Raw genomic sequence first — 24,801 nt, 5'->3', positions numbered from 1 at the left:
CCATGCGCCGTCTCCTCGGTGTCGCGGTCTTCGTGGTGAGCTCGCTCGCGCTGGCGTCGCTCGCCATGCCCAGGGCCGGCCGCGACGATGACGGCGCGGCCGAGCGGACGGCGGCGAACGCCTCGCCGGGCGCGGGACAGGCGCCCGGGCGCCCGGGCGCGGGCGGCGACGTCGCGGCCAGCCCGGACGGGCGGCGCTCCGCACGGGTGGGGCCGAACCAGATCGTCCGCGGCGACCTGTCCGACCCGCAGAAGAAGGACATCGCGATGCGCATCGTGTCCAGCGCGGAGAACTCGACGCTCGACTGGTCCGCGCAGTACGGCTACATCGAGGACATCCACGACGGCCGGGGCTACACGGGCGGCATCGTGGGGTTCTGCAGCGGTACCGGGGACATGCGCGCCGTCGTCGAGCGTTACACGGCCGCCGTGCGCGGCAACCGCCTCGCCGCCTACCTGCCGGCGCTCAAGCGGGTCAACGGCAGCGGTTCGCACGCCGGCCTGGACCCGAGCTTCACCGCCGACTGGCGCGCGGCCGCGGCCGAACCGGCGTTCCGCACCGCGCAGGACGCGGAGCGCGACCGCATGTACTTCAACCCGGCGCTGAGCCAGGCCAAGCAGGACGGCCTGCGAATCCTGGGCCAGTTCATGTACTACGACGCGGTCGTCATGCATGGCGCCGACGGCCTGACGAAGCTGCGCCGCACCGCGGCCGCGCAGGCCCGGCCGCCGGCCCGAGGCGGCGACGAGGCCGCCTACCTGGAGGCGTTTCTGGACGGCCGGGTGCGCATGATGGCGTCCGAGCGCGCCCACGAGGACGAGAGCCGCATCAACGACGCGCAGCGGGTGTTCCTCGCCGCGCGCAACTTCGACCTCGACCCGCCCCTGCGCTGGCGGGTCTACGGCGACTCGTACGAGATCGCGGTCTGAGCTCCCGCGGGGGTTCGTGGCGCCGCGGGGCAGGGCGCGGCCGAGCCAGGACGGCGCGTCGGTGCCGCGGGCGGTGCGGCTCTTGGCACCGCGGACGTGGCAGCGGAGGGCCGCCAGGCCCGCAGCGTTGTCTGGTGGGAACAACGGTCGTCAGTTGCACGGGCCCGAGCCATGAAAAGTCATCACCCCCGGAGGGCGGCTCGGACGCGCGGAGGCGTGCCACGGCGCGCCGGTAGGCTGGTGGTGTGAGAGTGCTGGCGGCGATGTCCGGTGGGGTCGACTCCGCGGTTGCGGCCGCGCGCGCGGCGGCGGCCGGGCATGACGTGACCGGGGTGCACCTCGCGCTGGCGCGCAACCCGCAGACGTATCGCACGGGCGCGCGCGGGTGCTGCACGCTCGAGGACGCGCGCGATGCGCGGCGGGCCGCGGATGTGATCGGGATCCCGTTCTACGTGTGGGACATGGCGGAGCAGTTCCACGAGGACGTGGTGGACGACTTCGTGGCGGAGTACGCGGCGGGGCGGACGCCCAACCCGTGCCTGCGGTGCAACGAGAAGATCAAGTTCGCGGCGGTGCTGGATCGCGCGGTGGCGCTCGGGTTCGATGCGGTGGTTACCGGGCACCATGCGCGGCTCGGTGGCGACGGGCTGCTGCGGCGCAGCGTCGACCTGGCGAAGGACCAGTCGTATGTGCTGGCGGTGCTGACGCGCGAGCAGCTGGACCGGGCGATGTTCCCGCTCGGCGACTCGACCAAGGGCGAGGTGCGCGCGGAGGCGGCGCGGCGCGGGCTGGCCGTCGCGGACAAGCCCGACAGCCACGACATCTGCTTCATCGCCGACGGCGACACGAAGCGCTTCCTCGCGGAGCGGCTCGGGCAGGCGCCGGGCGACATCGTCGACGCCACGTCGGGCGCGGTGATCGGGCGCCACGAGGGGGCCTACGCGTACACCGTCGGGCAGCGGCGTGGGCTCGACCTGCGGGTGTCCGCGCCCGACCGCAGCCCCCGCTACGTGTTGTCGATCACGCCGGTGACCAACACCGTGACCGTCGGGCCCGCGTCCGCGCTGGACGTGTCGAGCGTGGTGGGGGAGCGGCCGGTGTGGACCGTGCCCGCCGCGGGCGAGATCGCGTGCCAGGTGCAGATGCGCGCGCACGGCGAGACGTTGCCCGCGTCCGTGCGCCTGGAGGACGGGCGCCTCGTGGCCTCGCTCGGGCGCCCGGCGCGCGGCATCGCGACCGGGCAGGCGATCGTGTGCTACGAGCCCTCGCCGGACGGCGACATCGTCCTCGGGTCGGCAACGATCTCGCAGACCTCATGACTTCGGAGCAGCGCGTGACGTCATTCCCCTGGCCGGTCGGGTCCGCGACCGGCATCGGCTCCATGCCCGGCACCGACATCGCCGAGGCGCAGCGCATCGTGCTCGGCGAGCTGCCGGACCTGCCCCACCTGCCGGAGCTGCCCGGGCGCGGCCCGGGCGCGGACATGATCGGGCGCGGGGGCGCGTTCCTGGTCGAGGTGCCGATCGAGCTGTACGCCGCGCAGTGGCGCGTGGCCGCCCGGCCGGGACACGACCTGCGCGTCACGCGCGACCTGCTCGAACGCGACCTGGACACGATGACGGAGCAGGCGGGGGAGTTCGCCGGCGTGTTCAAGGTCCAGGTCCCAGGGCCGTGGACGCTCGCGGCCTCGCTCGGGCTGCCGATCGGCGGGCAGGTGCTGCGCGACCCGGGCGCCTGCCGCGACCTGGCGGCGTCGCTGGCCGACGGCGTCGGCGCGCACGTCGCCGAGGTGCGCGCGCGGCTGCCGCACGCCACCGTGCTGCTGCAGGTCGACGAGCCGTCGCTGCCGGCGGTGCTGGCCGGGCGGGTGCCGACGGAGAGCGGGTTCGGCACGCTGCGGTCTGTGGACCCGGCCGTCGCGCGGACGGCGCTGTCGGGGCTCGTCGCCGCGGCCGGCGTCGACGTGGTCGTGCACTGCTGCGCCTCTTCGGTACCGCTGCAGCTGCTCCGCGAGGCCGGCGCCCGCGCGGTCGCGCTGGACCTGTCGCTGGTTCGCGACCTGGACGCGCTCGGCGAGCAGCTGGACGCCGGCCTGGGGCTCTTCGCCGGCGTGTCCGTGCGCGCCTCGGCCGATATGGCGGGGCAGGTCCGGGACCTGTGGCGCAAGCTGGGGTTCCCGCTCAAGTCGATGGCCGAGCAGGTGGTCGTGACGCCGCCGTGCGGGCTGCCGGGCGAGGCCGCCGGCGGCGTGCGCGCGACGCTGACCGCGTTGCGCGAGGCGGGCCGGCGGCTGACCGACGACGCCGAGTGAGCGCGCTCGCCCGTCGCCGGACGCCGGACGCGGCCGACCGAGGAGCGCCGTTTTTTGTCGTACCCCCGCGGTAAGTTCACAGCCATGACCGACGCAGGAACCGAACCGACGATCGAGGCGCGAGAGCGGCACGCCGAGCTCGCCCGCGAGCTCGACGAGCACCAGTATCGCTACTACGTGCTGCAGTCGCCGGCGGTGGACGACGCGGTCTACGACCGGCTCATGCGCGAGCTGGAGGCCATCGAGGCGCAGTTCCCGGCGCTGGTCACGCCCGATTCGCCGAGCCAGCGGGTGGGCGGCACGTTCTCGACCGAGTTCACCTCCGTCGACCACCGGGAGCGGATGCTCAGCCTCGACAACGCGCTGAACGAGGCGGAGCTGGACGCGTGGGCGCAGCGGGTGGAGCGCGACGCCGGCAGTGCGCCCCGATACCTGTGCGAGCTCAAGATCGACGGGCTGGCGCTCAACCTGACCTATGAGAAGGGCCGGCTGACCAGGGCCGCGACCCGCGGCGACGGGCGCACGGGCGAGGACATCACGCTCAACGCGCGCACCATCCGCGAGATCCCCGAGCGCCTCGCCGGCGACGACGTGCCCGACCTGCTCGAGGTGCGCGGCGAGGTGTTCTTCAACGTGGAGGGGTTCGAGGAGGTCAATGCCGCGCAGGTGGCGGCGGGGGAGGCCCCGTTTGCCAACCCGCGCAACGCCGCCAGCGGCAGCCTGCGCCAGAAGGACCCGCACATCACCGCCTCCCGGCCGATGCGGATGCTGGTGCACGGGTTCGGCGCGCGGGAGGGGTTCAACCCGAAGAGCCAGTCCGAGGCGTATGAGCTGATGCACGCCTGGGGGCTGCCGACCACCGAGCGCTATCGGGTGTGCGACGACCTGGCGGGCGTGAAGAAGTACATCGAGGAGTACGGCGAACGGCGCCACCGGCTCGAGCACGAGATCGACGGCGTGGTCGTGAAAATCGACCAGATGTCGATCCAGCGCCGGCTCGGCTCGACGAGCAAGGCGCCGCGGTGGGCGATCGCGTTCAAGTATCCGCCGGAAGAGGCGATGACCAAGCTCATCGACGTGCAGGTCAACGTCGGGCGCACGGGGCGGGTCACGCCGTTCGCGGTGATGGAGCCGGTGTTCGTGGGCGGTGCGAAGGTGCGGCAGGCGACCCTGCACAACGCCCAGGAGGTCGTGCGCAAGGGCGTGCTCATCGGCGACACCGTCGTCATCCGGCGCGCCGGCGAGGTGATCCCCGAGGTGCTCGGCCCGGTCGTCGACCGCCGCGACGGCACCGAGCGGGCGTTCGTGATGCCGACGCAGTGCCCGGCCTGCGGCACGACGCTCGCCCCCGAGAAGGAGGGCGACGTCGACATCCGCTGCCCCAACGCGCAGTTCTGCCCGGGCCAGCTGCGCGAGCGCCTGGCCGCGCTGGCCGAGCGCAACGTCCTGGACATCGAGGCGCTCGGGCAGGAGACCGCCCACGCGCTGCTCGAGTCGGTCATCCCCAACGAGAGCGAGCTGTTCGACATCGACGCCGAGCGCCTCGCCCGCTCGCCGTTCTTCGTCAACAAGAACGGCTCGCTCACCTCCAACGCGCTGAGCCTGCTGGCCAACCTCGAGGAGGTGAAGTCGCGCCCGCTGTGGCGGATCCTCACCGCCTTCTCGATCCGCCACGTCGGCCCGACCGCCGCGCAGGCCCTGGTCAACTCGCTGCTGTCGATGGACGCGATCGCCAACGCGACCCAGGAGGAGCTCGTCGCCGTCGAGGGGGTCGGCCCGACGATCGCCCGAGCCGTGCGCGACTGGTTCGCCGTGGACTGGCACCGCGAGTGGGTGGAGCGCTGGGCCCGCGCCGGCGTCCGGATGGAGGAGGAGCGCGTCGACACCGGTCCGCGGCCGCTCGAGGGGATCACGGTCGTCGTGACGGGCTCCCTGGAGCGGTACTCGCGGGACGAGGCCACCGAGGCCGTCACCTCGCGCGGCGGCAAGGTCTCCGGCTCCGTGTCGAAGAAGACCCACTTCGTGGTCGTGGGGGAGGCGCCCGGCTCGAAGGCCGACAAGGCCGCCTCGCTGAAGGTCCCGATCCTCGACGAGGCCGGCTTCGAGGTCCTGCTCAACGCGGGGCCGGACGCCGCTCGCGAGGCCGCCCAGCCGGCGGGCGGCGACGAGGCCGGCGCCGCGCCAGCGGAGGAGCCCGCGGACGCCGAGTAGCCTTCGCGGCCGCGAGCCGTCGCGGCCGATCGCGGTCGGGCGAGGCCGTGAGCCGTCGACGCCGTGAGCCGTAGAGGCCGTGAGCCGTAGAGGCCGCGACCCCGCCGAGACCGGCCGGGCGCCGGTAGCCGAAGGCCCGGCGCCCGCGGGTGCCCACGGACGCCGTGCGCGGCCGAGCGAACGCGGCCCGAGTCCTCCGAGGACCCGTAGCCCGACCGCGGGCCTCGCCGCGCCGCCGGCCGCGCACTGCGAGGAGATCGATCATCGCCGCAGGGTCGTGCGACCGTTGATGCCCTGGTCCGAGGCCATTCGACTGGCTCGCAGGCCCGTCAATTCCGGCCCACCGGCAGCATCGGAGAGTAACCGAGTAAGCATCCGCCGGTAACAATCCGACCGGGGTGACTGGCGTCAATGTGCGTCGCTCACGCTACGTTCGCGATCGGTTACGCGGTAAGGACATTCAAGCTGATCTGTCCACTGTGGCATCGCCCGGTCGGTTGATTAGCGTGGCGTTTCTGCATCGATTCGGCATCCTTTCCTGAATTCTCCCGTGATGAGGAGCAGGCTCGCGGCAGCGTCCGTAACGATGTCGTGCGGCCCGCCTGGCGGAGGCCGGCGCCGAGCAGGAAGCGGGTCCCGGATGGAGCAGAGCGCGCTGCGTAACACCGCGCCGCCTCGGCATCGTCATCGGTTCTTTGCCTACGTCGCGGTCGTTGTCGGGCTGGCCAGCATCATGCTCGTGCTGAGCGTCGTGCGGGAAGGGCTGCCGGGGCGCGTGGACGCGGCGTTCTGGGTTTTCGCCGTGCTCGCCGTGGTCGCGGACACGCCGCCGTTCGTGCAGAGCGGGCGGGACGAGTCGATGCCGACGTTTCCGTCGGTGTGCTTCACGTTTGCGATCCTGATCGAGTTCGGGTGCGCGTCGGCGGTGCTGGTGCAGCTCGTGGCCGTCGTGGTCGCGGCGGTGTGGTCGAAACACACGCCGTGGCGGGCGGCGTTCAACGCCTCGCAGTTCATGCTGTCGTTCCTTGCCGCCGGGTTCCTGCTGCCGCAGGACAAGGCGGGCGGCGCGCACGCCTTGCTGGGCGGGACCTCGCTGCTGTGGGTGCTCGCCGCCGCGGCGATGTGGTTCGTGGTGAACAACCTGCTCGTGTCCACGGCGGTGTGGCTGCGTTTCGGGGGCGGCTGGCGGGCGGAGGTGCGCCGCGCCGTCGTCGCCGACGCGCTGCCGACCGGCGCGCTATTGCTGGCGGCGCCGGGGCTGGTGGCGGCCGCGCACATCAACGTGTGGCTGGCACCGCTGGCGTTGGCGACGCTGTTCGCGGTACGGCGGATGACCAGGCTCGCCACCCAGCGCGCCCACGCGGGGCGGCTCGACCCGCTGACCGGCCTGGCGAACCGGAAGGGCCTGGAACGCTCGGTCACGGGCCAGCTGTGCGAGCACGCCGAGCGCGCCGAGGGCGGGGCGGCCGAGCGGCGCCTCGCCCTGCTGCTGCTGGACCTCGACGGGTTCAAGCAGGTCAACGACGCGCTCGGGCACCGGGTCGGCGACCGGCTGCTGCTCGAGGTCGCGCGGCGCCTGACCGCGGCGGCGGGGGCCTCGGGGCCCGACAACCTGGTGGGGCGGCTCGGCGGTGACGAGTTCGCCGTGGTCGTACCGCATCTTCGGGACACCGCGGACGCGCGGCGCTGCGCGGTGGAGATCATGTCGGCGCTGGCCGAGCCGGTCCTGATCGACGAGCTGCCGATCGACGTGGGCGCGTCAGTCGGCGTGGCCGTGTACCCGGAGCACGGCACCGACTTCGCGGGGCTGATGCAGCACGCCGACGTCGCGATGTACGACGCGAAAGGCCGCGGCGACAACCTCGCCGTCTATGCGCCCGAGTCCGACCACAACACCCCCGAGCGGCTCAGCCTCCTGGCCGACCTGCGCCGGGCCCTGGAGTCGGGGCCGGACGGCGGGATCGAGCTGTACTACCAGCCGCAGGTGGCGCTCGCGACCGGCGCCGTGGTGGGCGTGGAGGCGCTGCTGCGCTGGCGGCACCCGCAGCGCGGGCCGATCGACCCCGAGGAGCTGATCCGGGTCGCCGAGCACAGCCCGGTGATGCGGCTGCTGACGCTGCGCATCGTCGACGAGGCCATCGGGCAGCTCGCCGCATGGCGCAGCACGACGGCGGCGGCCGAGGGCGTGCGCGTCGCGGTGAACGTGAGCGTGCGGGACCTGCACACGGGTGAGATCGCCGAGCGGATCGCGGCCCGGCTCAGCCAGACCGGGGTCGACCCGTCGAGGCTGGAGCTGGAGATCACCGAGAGCGCGCTGATGGCCGACCCGCGCCGCGTCCTCGCGACGCTGGCGAAGCTCAAGAAGCTCGGCGTCGCGATCGCGCTGGACGACTTCGGCACCGGGTACTCCTCGATGCTGCACCTGCGCCGCCTGCCCCTTGCGGAGGTGAAGATCGACCGCTCGTTCGTGCTCGGCGTGGCCACCGACCCCGACGACGCAGCGATCGTGCGCTCGATGATCGACCTCGCGCGGGCGCTCGGGCTGCGCGTCGTCGCTGAGGGCGTCGAGGACGAGCGGACGTGGCGGATGCTGGTCGAGGCCGGCTGCGATCTGGCCCAGGGCTGGTACTTCGCCCGCCCCATGCCGCCGGATCGCCTGCTGGACTGGCTGTCGAAGACTGCCGCACGCCCCGTCATCAGCACGAAATAGACTCGTCGGGTCGACGCCGGCATGTCACGCTGCGTCGAAGCCGACGACCTGAAGGAGAAGCGCGCCGATGGCCACGATTTCCCGCGAGGAGGTGGCGCATCTTGCGCGCCTCGCGCGGCTTGCCGTCACCGATGAAGAACTCGACACCTTCGCCGGGCAGCTCGACGTGATCCTGCAGGCCGTCGCCCAGGTGGGTGAGGTCGCCGCCGTGGACGTGCCGCCGACCTCGCACTCCGTGCCGCTCACCAACGTGTACCGCGACGACGTCGTCGTGCCCGGCCTGGCGCGCGAGGATGCGCTCGCCGGCGCGCCCGACGCCGAGGAGAACCGCTTCCGCGTCCCGCGGATCCTGGACGAGGAGGCCTGAGATGACCGACCTGACGAAGCTCTCCGCGGCCGAGCTGGGCCGCCGCCTGGCCGCCAAGGACGTCTCCGCGGTCGAGGTCGCCACCGCGCACCTGGACCGCATCGAGGCCGTCGAGGCCAAGGTGCACGCCTTCCTCTACGTCGACCGCGAGGGCGCGCTGGAGGCCGCCCGCGCGTCCGACGCCCGCATCGCCAAGGGTGAGGCCGCCGGCCCGCTGGACGGGGTGCCGATCGGCGTGAAGGACGTCATCACCACGCGCGGCGTGCCCACGACCGCCGGCTCGAAGATCCTCGAGGGCTGGCGCCCGCCCTACGACGCGACGATCATGACCCGCCTGCGCGAGGCCGGCCTCGTCATGGTCGGCAAGACCAACATGGACGAGTTCGCGATGGGCTCCTCGACGGAGTACTCCGCCTACGGCCCGACGTTCAACCCCTGGGACACCACGCGCATCCCGGGCGGCTCCGGCGGCGGCTCGGCGGCCGCGGTGGCCGCCTACGAGGCGCCCCTGGCGATCGGCACGGACACCGGCGGGTCGATCCGCCAGCCGGCCGCCGTCACCGGCACCGTGGGCGCCAAGCCGACGTACGGCGGCACCTCGCGGTACGGGCTCATCGCCTTCTCCTCGTCGCTGGACACGCCCGGCCCCTGCGCGCGGACCGTCGAGGACGCGGCGCTGCTGCACGCCGTGATCGGCGGGCACGACCCGCGCGACTCGACCTCGATCCCGCAGCCGATGCCCGACGTGGTCGCGGCCGCGCGCCTGGGCGGCACCGGCGACCTCAGCGGCGTGCGCCTGGGCCTGGTGAAGGAGTTCGCGGGCGAGGGCGCGGAGCCCGGCGTCGCCGCGGCGTACCGCGAGTCGATCGACGCCCTGGTCAAGCTCGGCGCCGAGGTCGTCGAGGTGTCCTGCCCGAGCTTCAAGTTCGCGCTGCCGGCGTACTACCTGATCGCGCCCAGCGAGTGCTCGTCCAACCTCGCCCGCTTCGACGGCGTGCGCTACGGCCTGCGCACCGGCGACAACGGCAAGCACTCCCTCGAAGAGGTGATGTCGCTGACCCGCGACGCCGGCTTCGGCCCGGAGGTGAAGCGGCGCATCATCCTAGGCACCTACGCGCTGTCGGCCGGGTACTACGACGCCTACTACGGCCAGGCGCAGAAGGTGCGCACGCTGATCACGCGCGACTTCACCGCCGCGTTCGAGGTCGCCGACGTCCTCGTCGCGCCGACCACGCCGTTTGTGGCGTTCCCGCTCGGCTCGCGCACGTCCGACCCGTACCAGATGTACCTGGCGGACCTGTACACGATCCCGTCGAACCTCTACGGCGGGCCGGCCATCTCGGTGCCGTCCGGCCTGTCCGAGGGGCTGCCGGTCGGCCTGCAGATCATGGCGCCGACGATGGCCGACGACCGGATGTACCGAGTGGCGGCCGCACTGGAGTCAGCGCTGCCGCCACTCACGCCACCCGCGTTGTGACGCCCGAGGCCGGTTCAGCCCCGGCTGCCCTGGCGCCACGAGAACGGGCCGGGCAGGTCCACGCGGTTCTTGCGGCTGCGCGAGTTCCACGACCAGGGCCCCAGCTTGAAGCTCCACGAGGAGAAACCCTCCTGCGTGAAGTGGAAGATGAACGGGCCGAACTTCTTGCTCTTTCGAAATTGCACGGGCATGGCTTCGCTCCTCTCCGGGTGAGGACCTGATACCCAATGTCGTGCATGGATACACCAAGGCTGAAAGCAGGCACTGACACATGAGCACCGTGACGCATTTGTCGTACGAGGAGGCGGTGGCCCGGTTCGAGCCGGTCATCGGCCTGGAGACGCACGTCGAGCTCGGCACCAACACCAAGATGTTCTGCGGCTGCCCGACCGCGTTCGGCGCCGAGCCCAACACCCAGGTCTGCCCGGTGTGCCTCGGCCTGCCCGGCGCGCTGCCGGTGGCCAACCGCGCCGCGATCGAGGCGACGATCCGCATCGGCCTCGCGCTGAACTGCTCGATCGCGCCGTGGGGCCGCTTCGCCCGCAAGAACTACTTCTACCCCGACATGCCGAAGAACTTCCAGATCAGCCAGTACGACGAGCCGCTGTGCGTGGACGGCTACCTCGACGTCGAGCTCGACGGCGAGCTCGTGCGCATCGGCATCGAGCGCGTGCACCTGGAGGAGGACACCGGCAAGTCGCTGCACGTCGGCGGCGCGACCGGGCGCATCCACGGCGCGACCGAGTCCCTGGTGGACTACAACCGCGCCGGCATCCCGCTGGTCGAGATCGTCACCAAGCCGGTGCCCGGCACGGGCGCCCGCGCACCGGAGGTCGCCCGCGCCTACGTCACGGAGCTGCGCGACGTCATCCGCACCCTCGGCGTCTCCGACGTGCGCATGGAGCAGGGCTCGCTGCGCTGCGACGTCAACACGTCGTTGAACCGCCCGGGCGCGGAGTGGGGCACCCGCACCGAGACCAAGAACGTCAACTCGCTGCGCTCCGTCGAGCGCGCCGTGCGCTCCGAGATCATCCGCCAGGCCGGCGTGCTCGAGGCCGGCGGCAAGATCATCCAGGAGACCCGGCACTTCCACGAGGAAACCGGCGAGACCAGGTCCGGGCGCAGCAAGGAGACCGCGACCGACTACCGGTACTTCCCCGAGCCCGACCTCGTGCCGCTCGCACCGTCCGCGGACTGGGTCGCCGAGCTCAAGGCCGCGCTGCCCGAGCTGCCGCGGGTGCGCCGCGCCCGCCTGCAGTCCGAGTGGGGCCTGTCGGACCTCGACATGCAGTCGGTCGTCAACGCGGGGGCCGTCGAGCTGATCTCGGCGACCGTCGAGGCCGGCGCGAGCGCCGCTACCGCGCGCAAGTGGTGGCTCGGCGAGCTGGCCCGCCGCGCCAACGAGACCGAGTCGGAGCTCGACGCGCTGGGCGTCACCCCGGCCGCGGTCGCGGAACTGCAGGGCCTCGTCGACGCCGGGAAGATCAACGACAAGCTCGCGCGCGTCGTGCTCGAGGGCGTCATCGCCGGCGAGGGCACGCCGAGCGAGGTCGTGGCCGCACGCGGCCTGGAGGTCGTCTCCGACGAGGGCGCGCTGACGGCCGCCGTCGACGACGCGATCGCCGCCAACCCGGACATCGCCACGAAGATCCGCGAGGGCAAGGTCGCGGCCGCGGGCGCCCTGGTCGGCGCGGTCATGAAGGCCACCGGTGGCAAGGCCGACGCCAAGACCGTCCGCGAGCTGATCATCGCCCGGCTTTCATAAGCGACGCATGGCTCGGGTCCGCGTCACCTGCGGACCGTTGTTCCCACCAGACAACGCTGCGGGCCTGGCGGCCCTCCGCTGCCAGGCCCGCGGTGCCAAGAACTAGGACCGCGACGGTGAAGGCGACGCCGACGAGGGGGACGGCGCCAGGGTGGGCGTCGGGGTCGGCGGCGCCTTGGTGTCGGGCTGCACCAGGTGCCGCTGGAGCGATACCTCCGTGAGCCCCGTGCCGCCCACCTGGATGTCGTCGTAGGCCGACAGGTGGCGCTGCTCGTCGAAGTACAAGATGGAAAGCGCCAACGGCAGAGGCTTCGTGCTCTCGAGGCCGCGCAGCCCAGCCCCGCCCGTGGAGCCCTCCACCATCAGCAGGGTGCGCTCCGGCGGCGGCTTCGGGGCGGGCGAGGAGGACGCCGACGCCGACGGCGACGTGATCTGCACCGGGATCGGCACCTGCGGCGCAAGCGCGGCCGGGTTGGCGTCCAGGCGCTGGACGGAGCGCTCGTGCTTGTGCCCGGCCAGCACCAGCGGGCACAGCCCGGCGAGCGGCTGCGCGGCGACCGGGTCGTGCACCAGCGCGACGTCGACCGGCTTGGGGCTGGCCTTGATCTTCGCCGCCAGCAGCCCGCCCGAGGTGAGCACCTGCTGGTGCTGCTCCTCGTTCGTCGGGTCGGTCGACTTGTCCGGGGTGAAGCGCGGGTCGCCGATCCCGGCGAACGTCAGTCCCTTCACCGTCACGATCGTGTCGTCGAGCACGATCGCGTTGGGCTGCCGCGCGACCGCGGCCGCGGTGACCGCCGAGTCGTGGTTGCCGCGGATGTAGATGTAGGGGACCTTGAGGTCGCTGATGACGTTGACGTAGGACGCCTCGGGCTCGCTGCCCCAGTCGTTGATGTCGCCGGTGTCGACGATCATGTCGATGTCGAACTGGTCCGCGACCGAGCGCACCACGCCCCAGGCGGCCGGGTTGAGGTGCAGGTCGGAGATGTGCAGGACCTTCGTCGCGCTCGTGTTCGGCTCGTACACCGGCAGCGAAGAGATCGTCCCGTACAGCTTGCTGACGTTCAGCACGAGCTTCTGCAGCTGCGCGCGGTACTCCTCGTAGTGGTTGGCGATGCGCTGCGCGTCGCCGATGATCGCTGGGGCGTTGACGAGCAGGCCGCGGTACGTCGGCTCCTGGATCGCCGCCGGCTTGAACGTGAACAGCGTCGCCGCGCCGGTCGAGGCGAGCACCGCGATCACCACGATCCCCGCGATCGCCGTCTCCCGCCGCTTGCGGAACACCAGCAGGACCAGCGTCATGCCGCCGAGGATGCCGCACCCGGCCGTCTGCATCGCCAGCCGCCGCACGCCGAGGTTGAGCTGGTCGACCGCGTCGTGGCTGATCTGCTCGAGGTTGCCGGACTCCGCCGCGAACGCGCGGGTGCGCGCCTCGTCCAGCGACTCCAGCCGGATTCGCAGGTGCGCCGGCCCGTCGTGGGAGTCCAGCTCCAGCGAGCCCAGCGGCGGGATCTCCACCGAGGTGTCGCCGCGCAACGACGGCTGCAGCGACAACTGCGCGCGGAACGGCCCGACGTCCTGCGTCGTGGTGCCGCCCAACTCGACGCCGATGAGCATGCCGATCACCGCGACCACGGCGACGAGCAGGCCGTACGCCACCCGCCGCAGCCGCGCGAACCGGCGCACGGGCCGGGCGCCGATCGGGTGACGGCGCCGCCCGGCGGCCATGACGACCGCGCGGCGCCGAGCCCGGCGTGCCGCCAGCGCGGCGCGACGGCGGAACGGCGAAGTCACCGCGGGCGGCGGCGACTTCGGCTCGGGGGCAAGCGAGCTCAACTCTTGCCGGCCTCGCCGACGTCGGAGATGACCAGGCGCAGGATCTTGTCGTCGTCGGGCTTCGGGTCCCCGCGCCCGTCCTTGTTGGACGTGGACACCCACAGGCTCCCGTCGGGCGCGACGGCGGCCGCGCGGAGGCGCCCGTACTCGTCCTTGAGCAGCGACACCGGCGCGCCGAGCAGGGCACCGTTCGCGGTCACCTGCATCACGTAGAGCCGGGTGCCCTTGAGGCACGAGGTCACCAGGTAGCCGCTCATGTACGCCAGCCCGGAGCACGACGCCTCGGAGGTCGGCCACGTCTGCAGCGGGTTGACGTACTTCGGGTCGGTGCCCTTGCCCTCGACGGCGGGCCAGCCGTAGTTCTTCCCGGGCTCGATCACGTTGAGCTCATCCTGGTCGCTGGCGCCGAACTCCATCGCGTAGAGGCGCGACTTGGCATCGAACGCCAACCCTTGCACGTTGCGGTGTCCGTAGCTGTACACCGCGGTTCCGAACGGGTTACCGGGCGCCGGCTTCCCGTCGGTGGTGATGCGCAGGATCTTGCCGCCGAGGCTCTTGAGGTCCTGCGCGTTCTCGGGCTTGTTGGCGTCCCCGGTCGCGACGTACAGGAACCCGTCGGGCCCGAACTTGATCTGCCCGCCGTTGTGGATCTCGGCTTTCGGGATGCCGGTCAGGATCGGCGTGACCGGCTGCCCGAGCGTGAGCTTGGCGACCCGGTTGTCGTCCTGCGACGTGTAGTACACGTACACCGTCTTGTCCGTGTCGTACTGCGGCGAAACAGCGATCCCGAGCAACCCGCCCTCGCCACCGGGCATCGCTCCGTCGATCTTCTGCAGCTCCGCCACGAGCAGCCCGTCCGACGTCTGCTCCTTGCCCACCTTGAGCAGCCGCTTGCTGTCGCGCTCGGTGACCAGCCCGGAACCGTCGGGCAGGAACGCGATCCCCCACGGCACCGCCAGCCCCTTGGCGAGCACGGTCACGGACACCTCCGCGTTGCCGTCCTCGCTGGACCCGGAGCCCGACGGCGACGGGTACGGCGACATCTTCGGCGGCGAGCCCAGCTCGTCCGGCGGTGGCGGCCCGAACGAGCAGGCGCCGAGGGTCAGTGCCGTAGCGGCCGCGCAGATGGCGGCCAGGCTACGGCTTGCATGCCTGCCTGCGAAACGGTGCGTCCGGGCGCTCACCCGGCCAAGCGTAGCGTTGTCCACCGAGTCACCATCTTTTCCCAGTCGGTCTTGTACCGAGATCCCCCGTCGCCTTCCCAGATCCCCGCCCCCGGGCCCCGGTTCCGCCGCCCGCTCCACTCGCTTCGCCGGGCGGCCCGGTCGCGCCTGCGCGCGTGGTCCGGACCGTGCGGCCCCGCCGCACAGTTCGGTCGTGCGCCTCCACCGCCTGGTTCGGTCGTCCGGCCCGCCTGCCTGTCTGTGGGCCGGCCCGCCCGGCCGCTCGGGCGCGTCGTGCGCGCGTCCTGTGCTCCCCGTGTCGCTGTCCCCAGCTCGCGGTGGGCCGGTCGTGAGTGTCGCCCGCGCGGGCGCGTCCGGTGTCTCCTGCGTCGAGGTTGCCCTGCTTGCGGCGGGTCGGTGGTGAGTTTTGCCCGCGCGGGCGCGTTATGGCGGGACCTTTTGCCCGCCCGCAGAAGCCGGGCGGCATCATCGAGGCCATGGTGAAGATCTGGATCGCGCACGACACCGGCCTCGACGCTTTGCGCGCGGAGGCGCGCGCGGTCGCGCCCGCCGCCGAGGTCGTCGTCGAGCTGATGCCCGCGCCGGAGGAGCTGCCGTCCGACCCGGCCGGCGTCGCGTTCTGGGTCCCGCCGTTCCTGGCCAAGCCCGAGCTCACCGTGCTCGCCGAGCGGATGCCCGACCTGCGCGTGGTCCAGCTGCTCAGCGCCGGCGCGGACGCGTGGACCGGCCGCCTGCCCGCCGCCGTGACCCTGTGCGACGCGCGCGGCGTGCATGACTCCTCGACGGCGGAGTGGGTCGTCGGCGTCATTCTGTCCTACGTACGCGATCTGCCGCTGTTCGCGCGGGCGCAGGAGCGGGGCGAGTGGGCGTACCGCCGGACGGACGAACTGGCCGGCAAGCGCGTGCTCATCGTCGGCTCCGGCTCGATCGGCCGCGCCGTCGAGGCCCGCCTGGCCCCGTTCGAGGTGCCGGTGACCCGCGTCGCCCGGCGCCCGCGCGAGGGCGTGCACGGCGTGGAGGAGCTGCCGCGCCTGCTGCCCGACGCCGACGTGGTCGTGCTGCTCGTGCCCCTCACCGCACAGACCCGCGGCCTCGTCGACGCCGCGTTCCTGTCCCACCTGCGCGACGGCGCGCTGCTGGTCAACGCCGCGCGGGGGCCGGTCGTCGACACGGCCGCCGTCACCGCCGAGGCCCTGACCGGCCGCATCGGCTTCGCCACCGATGTCACCGACCCCGAGCCCCTGCCGTCCGACCACGCGCTGTGGCGCCTGCCGAACGTCCTGATCACCCCGCACGTGGCGGGCTCCGTCCCGGCGGTCTTCAGCCGCGGCTACGCGCTCGCGGCCGCACAGCTGCGTCGCTTCCTCACGGGCGCCCCACTGGAGAACGTGGTTACCGAAGGCTACTAGCCGAACGCTCCCCGCCGCGCCGCTTCCTCGCCGGCGTCCGGGCGGGGATCGTGGCCGCCGACAGTCAGCGGGCGACCGCTACTGGCCGACCGCGCCCGGCTGGGCCGCTTCCTCGTCCTCGGCGTCGTCGGCCTCGTCGCCGCCCGCGTTCTCGGTCGGCAGTTCCTGGCCGCTCGCCTGGACGACGCGGGGGAGGTCGGAGGGCCGGACGGCGTCGAGGGGCACCATGGCGCCGTTGGCCAGGCGGGCTAGGACCGTGCGGTCGTCCGACACCAGGCCGTCGACCGCGTTCCACGGCACGGTGCGGCTGCCCAGCAGCGCGCGCACCGTGAAGCCCCGCTGGTCCACGTCGGTGCCGGCCCGCCAGGCCCAGATGGTGATGGCGAGCGGCACCAGGAGTACAAGCAGAAACCAGACACTCTCGGCAAGCAGCGGAACGGCGCCGATCACGGTGATGCCCGCGGCGACTGCGATCGCGGCACTGCGCCGGAACTTGACCTTGACCTGGTTGCTCACACCGCCATCCTCCCACCTTTCGAGGAACTGCTTCCGGGCGGTGCGGCGGGCATACTGAGCGCCGTGGGGGATGAGAACTGGTGTCCGAGTCGGCACGGCCGCCTCTCGCTAGCACCGGCGCCCGGGGTTACGCTCGGTGCCGTGTTTGACGAGATCGCTCCCGGTCGTGGTGGTTTGCCGGGCGATCTGCGGCGATATGTCGAGTTTCGTGCGCTGCCGGCCGTGGCGGGAGGCTAGGACTTGACCACCACATTCCGTCGCGACGCGCCCGCAGCCTGGGGCGACGGCGTCAAGAGCAACAGGCGCATCGGCGTGCGCCCGACCGGCGCCGTGGCGGGCGCGCTCCTCGCCGTTGCGGCCCTGGCGGCCCTTGCCGTGGCCGGTTGGGGCATCAAGGAGCTGAGCATCCTGTGGGGTGCGGCCGCGATCGCCGCCCTCGCCGGTGTGGTGGTGCTCACGCTGCGCGGCTTCCCGCTCTTCGCCATCCTCACCGTCGTCGCGGGCGCGGTGGCGTGGGGCGCGGCCACGCGCGGCCGCCTGCCGGACAGCTGGTTCGACATCCTCGGCGTGCTCGGCTTTATCGGGATAAACCTGGCTTTTGTGGTACCGCTGGCCGGATCCTTCCTGGCAGCACTGCTACTCGATGCCCGCCGGGTCGCCCGCCTGTCCATCGACGAGGCCGTGAGCGGCCGCCGCTGGTGGGGCAAGCCCGACGACCAGCTCCCGCGCCTCAAGGAGCTCGAGGCGATCCCGAGCGCCCGCTTCTTCGCGCTCGGCGAGGGCGGCTGCACCCACCTGGTGGCCGCCGGCCGACGAGTGGCGCTGTTCCTCCCGACGGTGTGGCCCCACGGCGAGTACACGATGGACGCCGCCGGCCAGGTCCTGCGCGGCGGCCGCCTGTTCGTCCCCGGCTCGGAGGACGTGGACGGCCTCGCCGCAGAGGTACACACCTGGCGCGAGCAACTCACCAAGATCGGCGGCACAGTCCGCGGCTACCTGGTGATCGCCCCGTCGCGCGACGACGCCGGCGAGGAGCTGGTGATCTCGGTCGCACCGGGCGAGCACCTCCACCTGGTGCACGCCCACGAGATGTCCGAGGCAGCCGGCCGCTGGCTGTCCACGGAGCCGTACCGCGTAGACCTCCACGTCATGGAGCGCCTCCTGTTCCTGGCCGAGGGCAACAAGATCCCCGAGCCGCTCCCGTCACCGCGCACGTTCGCCGACGAGGCCCCCGGCCCTTCGACGGGCCGCACCCCTCTCCCGACAGACGCGGCTTTCGCCGCGGCCGCCGGCGAGGAACCGTCGCCTTCGGCCGGCGAGGAAACCCCGGCAACGCCCCCCACAACCTGGCGCCCCGGCAACGGCACGATGCGCGCGAAGCTGGGCCGCCTGGCCCGCGCCGCGACCGCAAAGCCCGACCCGCTGGAGGACTCCCCTTCTGAGCAGGGCGCCCCCGACACCCCGGAAGCAGCGTTGCCTTCAAACTTCGACCCAGACGACCCGTACGCCCCGCCCCCGCGCGACGAGTGGCCCCCCACGCGCTCGCAACCTCGCGACGGCACCCGCCCGCCATTCCGCGAGGACGCCCGCGACGACCTGCGTACGGAGGCCTGGGACAGCCCTCGCGCCGGCTCGCGCCCGGAGGCGTGGGACGGCCCGCGCGCCGGTTCGCGTCCGGACGCGCGCGGCGATCTGCGTACGGAAGCGTGGGACGGCCCGCGCGACGGTTCGCGATCGGGCGCCCGCAGCGATCCGCGCACGGAGGCGTGGGACAGCCCTCGCGCGGACGCGTTCCGCTCGGAGGCTTCGACCGGCAGTTCGGACCGGAACGACTTCGGCCGCCGCCCGGTTTGGGACCGCGATTCCGACTCGGACGCGGCGTCTTCGGACTACGGCCGCTCGGACGCGGGCCGCTCTGGCCGCGGTTACACCGGCTCGGACGCGGCGTCTTCGGACTACGGCCGCTCGGATGCGGGCCGCTCGGATGCGGGCCGCTCTGGCCGCGGTTACACCGGTTCGGACGCGGCGTCTTCGGACTACGGCCGCTCGGACGCCGGACGCTCGGATGCCGCCCGCGCGGAGGCGGACGCCTCGTGGGAGGCCCGCGCGACCCGCGAGCTGGTCGGCAACTGGGACAACGAGTCGGCCAGCCAGATCGCAGCATGGGCGGCCGACGGCAGCGCCGAGGTCCCGACAACCCCCGCCCCGTCATCATCGTCGGACGCGGCCCGGGCGGACCGCCGCGGCGCCGATGCCGATCGGCCCTCGGAGCGTCTGTCCTGGTCCTCCACGTCCGCCGGCGACGCCCCCGCCGCCGACGATCGCTTCCGTTGGAGCAGCGCGGCCGATGACTTCCCGGTGACGTACGAGACCGGTGCGTGGTCCGGTGGCCCATCGACCCCTTCCGACGAGGCGACGGGCGCCCGGCGCCGCTCCTGGACCGAGCCCGAGGAGTCCGCACGGAACTCCGGCGGCGGTGCCGACACGTGGCGTCCCGCCTCCGAGCGCAACTCAGAGCCCTGGACACCGCCTCCGGCCCAGGAACCCAAGCTCGACGTATGGACCGCGCCCGCCTCTGAGGCCGCGCCGTCCGACTCGTGGCGTAGCTCGTACGGCTCCGACCGAGCGTCCAACGGCGCGTCCGACCGGGCCTCGGGGGCGTCGCCGAGGTCTGGGTCCGAGCCGCGTACGGGCTCGTCCGCCGCTTCCGAGCCCTGGACCGCTCCGCCCGCGCGCGGGCGCGAGACGTGGGCGACCACGGGTGCGTCCGCGGCCGAGCCGTGGACCGGCTCTGCCGCGCCCGGGCGCGAGTCGCGTGCCTCCTCGCCGGAGCGTGAGTCGTGGACGCCTGCGCCGGCCCCCGAGCGCCCTGCGTCGGCCCCCGACCGCGCGTCCTGGCCGCCGGCCGCTGCGCCCGAGCGAGAGCCGCGGGGCGCGTCCCAGCGGGAGTCGTGGGCCGCGTCTGCTAACGCGTCCGAGCGGGAGCCGCGGGGCGCCTCCGCGGGTGCGCCTGAGCGGGAGCCGTGGGGCGCGTCTGCAAACGCGTCTGAGCGGGATTCGTGGGCGGCCTCCGCGGGCGCGTCCGAGCGGGAGCGGAGGGACGGTGCCGGGCTCGACGGGCGGCGGCGGCCCGAGGACCGGCCGGTCGCGGGGGAGCGGCCCTCCCGGGGCGGCGGCGGCCTGTTCGACGGGGACGCGCCCGAGCTCGTTGCCCAGCCGCTCGAGCTGCGGCGCTCCTGGGATTCGGATCCGGCGGGGCGGTCGATTCGGCGGCGGGACCGTACGCAGCCGGGCGAAGCCGGCGGGCCCGAAGCGGCTGACTATGGGCCGCAGACCGGGACCTGGCCCGGCGCTCCGAACGGTGCGGAGCCGGCGGCGCGACCGGGCGCCGGGCCTGGCGGCCGCGACCGGTCCATGGGCGATGATCGCGACCGTGCCGCGGATGGCGGTGCCTGGGGCGGCGCGTCGGGTCTCGCCGATCACAGCCAAGGTCCCGCCGACCGCGGGGCGGCGTACGGCGAGCGAGGCCCGGGCTTCGGGGATCGTGGTCCGGCGTTCGGCGATCGTGGTGCCGGCGCGGACAACGGCTCGTGGGGGAGTGGCCCGGGCGCGCGTGACCGCCGCCCGGAGGTGCAGTACGTGGACGGTCGTACCGACGGGCCGGGTATGCGCGACGCCGATGGGCGCACGGAGGCGTGGCCTCGTACCCCCGAGCGGCGCGAGCAACCGCCGGTCGTTTCTGGGCGTCAGGACCAGTTCGCGGCCGACCGCGGGCGCGAGCCGCAGTTTCCTGGGCGCGAGGACCAGTTCGCGGCCGAGCGTGGGCGCGAGCCGCAGTTCCCCGGGCGTGAGCAGCAGTTCCCGGGAGGCGCGCAACAGGGCCCGGGCGGCCAGGAAGAGGCCTGGTGGGACGGGCCGGCGGGCGAGCCGGGCAAGCCCGCTGAGGCGGCCGAGAAGCCGAAGCGGTCGCGCTGGGGGCGGAGCAAGGACAAGGACGCCGGCAAGGGCAAGGCGCCGGAGGTGCCGGCCGCGGACGACTGGGCGGCGGGGGAGCCGGGCGACCGCAGCGGGTGGGCCACCGAGTCGACCAGCCGGTGGGACCGCAATGCGCCGCGAGACGTGCCGGGCGGCGAGCCGGGCCGACGCGGACAGTCCGGCCAGCCGGGCCAGGGCCAGCCGGGCCAGGGTGGGCCGAGCCAGGGCGGGCCGGGGCAGGCCGGGTTCGGGCAGGGCGGGTTGGGCTACGCCGGCCAGCCGAGCCAGGGCGGGCCGGGCTACGCGGACCGGCCGAACCAGGGCGGGCCGAACCCCACAGGCCAGCCGGGCCAAGGCGAGCCGAACTTCGGCGGGCAGCCGGGTCAGGCGGGGCCGGGCTTCGGCGGGCCGTCGGGCCAGGGCGAGCGAACCGAGCGACCGGGGCGCGGGCAGGACGACTGGGGCGGGCCGGGCAGGTCCGAGCGCGGCGGCCAGGAGCGGGTCCCCGAGCAGCGCAATCGGGAGGCCGGGGCGTTCGAAGACCTCGCGCCCCTCGAGCTCAACCTCGACGAGGAGCCGAAGGAGAAGTCGTCGCGCCGCTTCCTAAGGCGCAAATAACGAAAAGGCCCGGAGACCAAAGGGCGCCCGAGAACCAAAGGCGCCGGAACATACAGACAGAGGCATGCAAGAAGGGCGCCCCGCCGGAAACGGCGGGGCGCCCTCGTTGTGACGCAGGATCAGCGCCAGCCGGCCATCGGGTAGGCGGAGAGCAGTTCGCGGACCTCGCCGGCGATGGTGTCCAGCGACGGCTCGTCGTCCTTGATCGCGGCGTCCACCGCGCGCGAGATCCAGTCGGCGACCTGGGGCATCTGGGCCTCGGTCAGGCCGCGCGTGGTCAGCGCGGGGGTGCCGAGGCGCACGCCCGAAGGGTCGAAGGGCTTGCGGGTGTCGTACGGGACGGTGTTGTAGTTCGTCTCGATGCCCGCGCGGTCCAGGGCCTTCGCGGCCGGCTTGCCGCCGATGCCCTTGCCCGTCAGGTCGAGCAGGATGAGGTGGTTGTCGGTGCCGCCGGAGACCAGGTCGAAGCCGCGCTCGATGAGGGCGTCGGCCAGGGCCTTGGCGTTGGCGACGATCTGGTGCGCGTACGCCGAGAAGGCCGGCTTCGCCGCCTCGCCCAGCGCCACCGCGATGCCGGCCGTCGTGTGGTTGTGCGGGCCGCCCTGCAGGCCAGGGAAGACGGCCTTGTCGATGGCCTTCGCGTGCGCCTCGTCGCACATGAGCATCGCGCCGCGCGGGCCGCGCAGGGTCTTGTGCGTCGTGGTCGAGATGACCTCGGCGTGGCCGACCGGGGACGGGTGCGCGCCGCCGGCGATCAGGCCGGCGATGTGGGCGATGTCCGCGACGAGCACGGCGCCGACCTCGCGGGCGATCTCGGCGAAGCGCGGGAAGTCGATCGTGCGCGGGATCGCGGTGCCGCCCGAGAAGATCAGCTTCGGCCGCTCGCGCAGCGCGATGTCGCGGACCTCGTCGAAGTCGACGCGGCCGTCCTCCTTGCGCACGGTGTACTGCACCGCGCGGAACCAGGCGCCGGTCGCCGACACCGACCAGCCGTGGGTCAGGTGGCCGCCCATCGGCAGCGCCATGCCCATGATGGTGTCGCCCGGCTTGGCCAGGGCCATGTACACGGCGAGGTTCGCCGGCGAGCCCGAGTACGGCTGCACGTTGGCGTGGTCCACGCCGAACACCGACTTGGCGCGGGCGATCGCCAGCTCCTCGATCGGGTCGATGTACTTCTGGCCCTCGTAGTACCGCTTGCCGGGGTAGCCCTCGGAGTACTTGTTGGTGAGGACCGTGCCGGTCGCCTCGAGGACGGCCTGCGAGACGTAGTTCTCCGAGGCGATCATGCGCAGCGTGTCGTGCTGCCGCTCGGCCTCGTGCTGGATCAGGCCGGCCAGCTCCGGGTCGGCCTCGGTGAGGGCCGTCAGTGCTGGGACGTGCATGGGCTTCCTCCTGGCAGGTGCCGATCGGGCACCCAGGCGCGCGGTGCCGGCGATTCTTTGGGAGCTCCCCGGTGGTCGGTTCCACCTTGATGTGCGCCAGTCGCAGATGACGCCGCCGATCGTAGTGGAACCGGCCGCCCGAGGAGTGGCCGGTTACGGAACGCGCCGGTAAGCCCCGTCACTGGCCGAGGTGGCCATCGAGGCGTAAGCGCGCAAAGCGGCGGAGACCGGGCGTTCGCGGTCGGCCGGCGTGTACGGCCGGTCGCGCTTGTCCTGCTCGATGCGCCGCGCGGTGAGCTCCTCCTCGGACACCCGCAGCTCGATCGAGCGCGCCGGGATGTCGATCTCGATGAGGTCGCCCTCCTGGACGAGGGCGATGAGGCCGCCGCCCGCCGCCTCGGGGCTGATGTGGCCGATCGAGAGTCCGGAGGTACCCCCGGAGAAACGACCGTCGGTGATGAGCGCGCACGCCCGGCCGAGGCCGCGGCCCTTGAGGAACGAGGTCGGGTACAGCATCTCCTGCATCCCCGGCCCGCCCTTCGGCCCCTCGTAGCGGATCACCACGACGTCGCCGGCGACGACCTGCTTGGCGAGGATGCCGTCCACGGCCGACTCCTGCGACTCGAAGACGCGGGCGGGGCCGGAGAAGCGCAGGTTCTCCTCGGGCACGCCGGCGGTCTTCACGACGCAGCCGTCGGGCGCGAGGTTGCCGAACAGGATCGCGAGCCCGCCGTCGGCGGTGTAGGCGTGCTCGACGCTGCGGATGCACCCGTTCGCGGCATCAACGTCCAGCGAGTTCCACCGGTTCGTCGTCGAGAACGGTTCGGTCGTGCGAACCCCTCCGGGTGCGGCGTGGAAGAGCTCGAGCGCCTCCTCCGACGGGGAAGCGGCGCGGATGTCCCACTTGTCCAGCCATTCCCGGAATGTTGCTGAATGAACCGATGAGACGGACTCGTCCAGCAGGCCACCGCGGGAAAGCTCACCCATGATCGCCGGAATGCCACCGGCCCGGTGCACGTCCTCCATGTGGTACTTCTGCGTGTTGGGCGCCACCTTGGCCAGGCACGGCACCCGGCGCGAGATCGCGTCGATGTCGGCCACGGTGAAGTCGAGTTCGGCCTCGCGCGCGGCGGCCAGCAGGTGCAGGACGGTGTTGGTCGAGCCGCCCATCGCGACGTCCAGCGCCACCGCGTTCTCGAAGGCGGGCCGAGAGGCGATCGCGCGCGGCAGCACCGAGGCGTCGTCGTCGTTGTAGTACCGACGGCAAAGATCGACGATCAAGGACCCGGCGCGCTCGAACAACGCGCGCCGCATGGCGTGCGTGGCCAGCGTCGAGCCGTTGCCGGGCAGCGCGAGCCCGATCGCCTCGGTCAGGCAGTTCATGGAGTTGGCGGTGAACATGCCGGAACAGGAGCCGCACGTCGGGCAGGCGGAGCGCTCGATCTGGCCGAGCTGCTCGTCCGTGACGGCCTCGTTGGCGGAGGCGATCATCGCGTCGATGAGGTCGAGCTTGGCGTCCTTCTCGTGGACGACGCCCTCGATCGCGATGGTCTTGCCGGCTTCCATGGGGCCGCCGGAGACGAAGACGGTTGGGATGTTGAGGCGGAGGGCGGCGAGCAGCATGCCGGGCGTGATCTTGTCGCAGTTGGAGATGCACACGAGGGCATCGGCGCAGTGTGCCTGCACCATGTACTCGACGGCGTCGGCGATGAGCTCGCGACTGGGCAGCGAGTAGAGCATCCCGCCGTGGCCCATGGCGATGCCGTCGTCGACGGCGATGGTGTTGAACTCCTTGGCGACCCCACCCGCCTCCGCAACCGCGTCGGCGACGATCATGCCGAGGTTGCGAAGATGGACGTGGCCCGGCACGAACTGCGTGAAACTGTTGGCGATGGCGACAATCGGCTTGCCGAAGTCGGAGTCGGTCATGCCGGTGGCGCGCCACAGGGCGCGTGCGCCGGCCATGTTGCGACCAGAAGTGGAGGTCTTGGACCGCAGCTCGGGCATACCTGCGAGTCTGACACGTTCCGCATCCTGGGATCGGTTGACTCAGGCGGTGAGATGCGTCAGAGTGGGCACATGTCGTCGAGGTCGCTCCGAGTACTTATCATCTA

The 24,801-nt window shown here is 72.8% G+C and carries 16 protein-coding genes and 1 riboswitch; of the genes, 10 read left to right on the top strand and 6 right to left on the bottom strand.

Going from position 1 to position 24,801, the window contains the following annotated elements; translation table 11 throughout:
- Positions 1-2: 2 nt before the first annotated feature.
- The 7 genes from ABD901_RS13310 (at position 3) to gatA (ending at position 10,005) form a co-directional block, all read left to right on the top strand.
- Positions 3-929, top strand: coding sequence for a chitosanase (locus ABD901_RS13310; RefSeq protein ID WP_345124996.1), 927 nt, complete (start codon positions 3-5; stop codon positions 927-929).
- A 245-nt stretch (positions 930-1,174) separates the two neighbouring features.
- The gene (gene mnmA / locus ABD901_RS13305; protein WP_345124994.1) at positions 1,175-2,248 is read left to right on the top strand and encodes a tRNA 2-thiouridine(34) synthase MnmA; all 1,074 of its coding nucleotides are present in this window, start codon (positions 1,175-1,177) and stop codon (positions 2,246-2,248) included.
- The gene (locus ABD901_RS13300; protein ID WP_345124991.1) at positions 2,245-3,240 is read left to right on the top strand and encodes a uroporphyrinogen decarboxylase/cobalamine-independent methonine synthase family protein; all 996 of its coding nucleotides are present in this window, start codon (positions 2,245-2,247) and stop codon (positions 3,238-3,240) included. The genes mnmA and ABD901_RS13300 overlap by 4 nt, the downstream gene beginning before the upstream one ends.
- Before the next feature lie 84 nt (positions 3,241-3,324).
- On the top strand, positions 3,325-5,451 hold the full coding sequence (gene ligA / locus ABD901_RS13295; RefSeq protein ID WP_345124989.1) for an NAD-dependent DNA ligase LigA: 2,127 nt from the start codon (positions 3,325-3,327) through the stop codon (positions 5,449-5,451).
- Between the two features lie 640 nt (positions 5,452-6,091).
- Entirely contained in the window at positions 6,092-8,161 is a 2,070-nt protein-coding gene (locus ABD901_RS13290; RefSeq protein ID WP_345124986.1) for a putative bifunctional diguanylate cyclase/phosphodiesterase, read from the top strand.
- A gap of 67 nt (positions 8,162-8,228) precedes the next feature.
- Complete coding sequence (gene gatC, locus ABD901_RS13285; protein ID WP_345124984.1) at positions 8,229-8,528, top strand: Asp-tRNA(Asn)/Glu-tRNA(Gln) amidotransferase subunit GatC; 300 nt, start codon at positions 8,229-8,231, stop codon at positions 8,526-8,528.
- Position 8,529: 1 nt separating this feature from the next.
- Positions 8,530-10,005, top strand: coding sequence for an Asp-tRNA(Asn)/Glu-tRNA(Gln) amidotransferase subunit GatA (gene gatA, locus ABD901_RS13280; protein WP_345124981.1), 1,476 nt, complete (start codon positions 8,530-8,532; stop codon positions 10,003-10,005).
- Positions 10,006-10,019: 14 nt separating this feature from the next.
- Here gatA and ABD901_RS13275 read toward each other — a convergent pair whose 3' ends face one another.
- Positions 10,020-10,196, bottom strand: coding sequence for a DUF4236 domain-containing protein (locus tag ABD901_RS13275; protein WP_345124978.1), 177 nt, complete (start codon positions 10,194-10,196; stop codon positions 10,020-10,022).
- A gap of 80 nt (positions 10,197-10,276) precedes the next feature.
- Here ABD901_RS13275 and gatB point away from each other — a divergent pair, with 80 nt between their 5' ends.
- The gene (gatB, locus tag ABD901_RS13270; protein ID WP_345124976.1) at positions 10,277-11,770 is read left to right on the top strand and encodes an Asp-tRNA(Asn)/Glu-tRNA(Gln) amidotransferase subunit GatB; all 1,494 of its coding nucleotides are present in this window, start codon (positions 10,277-10,279) and stop codon (positions 11,768-11,770) included.
- Positions 11,771-11,872: 102 nt separating this feature from the next.
- Here gatB and ABD901_RS13265 read toward each other — a convergent pair whose 3' ends face one another.
- On the bottom strand, positions 11,873-13,603 hold the full coding sequence (locus ABD901_RS13265; protein ID WP_345124973.1) for a metallophosphoesterase family protein: 1,731 nt from the start codon (positions 13,601-13,603) through the stop codon (positions 11,873-11,875).
- The gene (locus ABD901_RS13260) at positions 13,600-14,811 is read right to left on the bottom strand and encodes a PQQ-dependent sugar dehydrogenase (RefSeq protein WP_380136679.1); all 1,212 of its coding nucleotides are present in this window, start codon (positions 14,809-14,811) and stop codon (positions 13,600-13,602) included. The genes ABD901_RS13265 and ABD901_RS13260 overlap by 4 nt, the downstream gene beginning before the upstream one ends.
- Positions 14,812-15,266: 455 nt before the next feature.
- On the opposite strand from ABD901_RS13260, the gene ABD901_RS13255 reads away from it, so the two are divergent.
- On the top strand, positions 15,267-16,196 hold the full coding sequence (locus tag ABD901_RS13255; protein ID WP_425556690.1) for a 2-hydroxyacid dehydrogenase: 930 nt from the start codon (positions 15,267-15,269) through the stop codon (positions 16,194-16,196).
- A 78-nt stretch (positions 16,197-16,274) separates the two neighbouring features.
- Here ABD901_RS13255 and ABD901_RS13250 read toward each other — a convergent pair whose 3' ends face one another.
- Complete coding sequence (locus ABD901_RS13250; RefSeq protein ID WP_345124970.1) at positions 16,275-16,712, bottom strand: PH domain-containing protein; 438 nt, start codon at positions 16,710-16,712, stop codon at positions 16,275-16,277.
- 240 nt (positions 16,713-16,952) lie between these two features.
- Here ABD901_RS13250 and ABD901_RS13245 point away from each other — a divergent pair, with 240 nt between their 5' ends.
- Positions 16,953-21,305 (top strand): hypothetical protein, encoded by a 4,353-nt coding sequence (locus ABD901_RS13245; protein WP_345124968.1) that lies wholly within the window; start codon positions 16,953-16,955, stop codon positions 21,303-21,305.
- A 119-nt stretch (positions 21,306-21,424) separates the two neighbouring features.
- Here the strand turns inward: ABD901_RS13245 and ABD901_RS13240 are convergent, their stop codons facing one another.
- Both ABD901_RS13240 and ilvD read right to left on the bottom strand, forming a co-directional pair.
- Complete coding sequence (locus tag ABD901_RS13240; RefSeq protein WP_345124965.1) at positions 21,425-22,687, bottom strand: serine hydroxymethyltransferase; 1,263 nt, start codon at positions 22,685-22,687, stop codon at positions 21,425-21,427.
- Between the two features lie 23 nt (positions 22,688-22,710).
- A riboswitch (ZMP/ZTP riboswitch) is annotated at positions 22,711-22,795 on the bottom strand.
- Positions 22,796-22,840: 45 nt separating this feature from the next.
- The gene (ilvD, locus tag ABD901_RS13235; RefSeq protein ID WP_345124962.1) at positions 22,841-24,694 is read right to left on the bottom strand and encodes a dihydroxy-acid dehydratase; all 1,854 of its coding nucleotides are present in this window, start codon (positions 24,692-24,694) and stop codon (positions 22,841-22,843) included.
- Positions 24,695-24,801 lie beyond the last annotated feature (107 nt).

The sequence above is a fragment of the Dactylosporangium darangshiense genome, assembly GCF_039537565.1.
In the GTDB taxonomy this organism is placed as follows: Bacteria; Actinomycetota; Actinomycetes; order Mycobacteriales; family Micromonosporaceae; genus Dactylosporangium; species Dactylosporangium darangshiense.
Note: the sequence above shows the minus strand (reverse complement) of the source record. Positions and strands in the feature narration are given on the sequence as shown.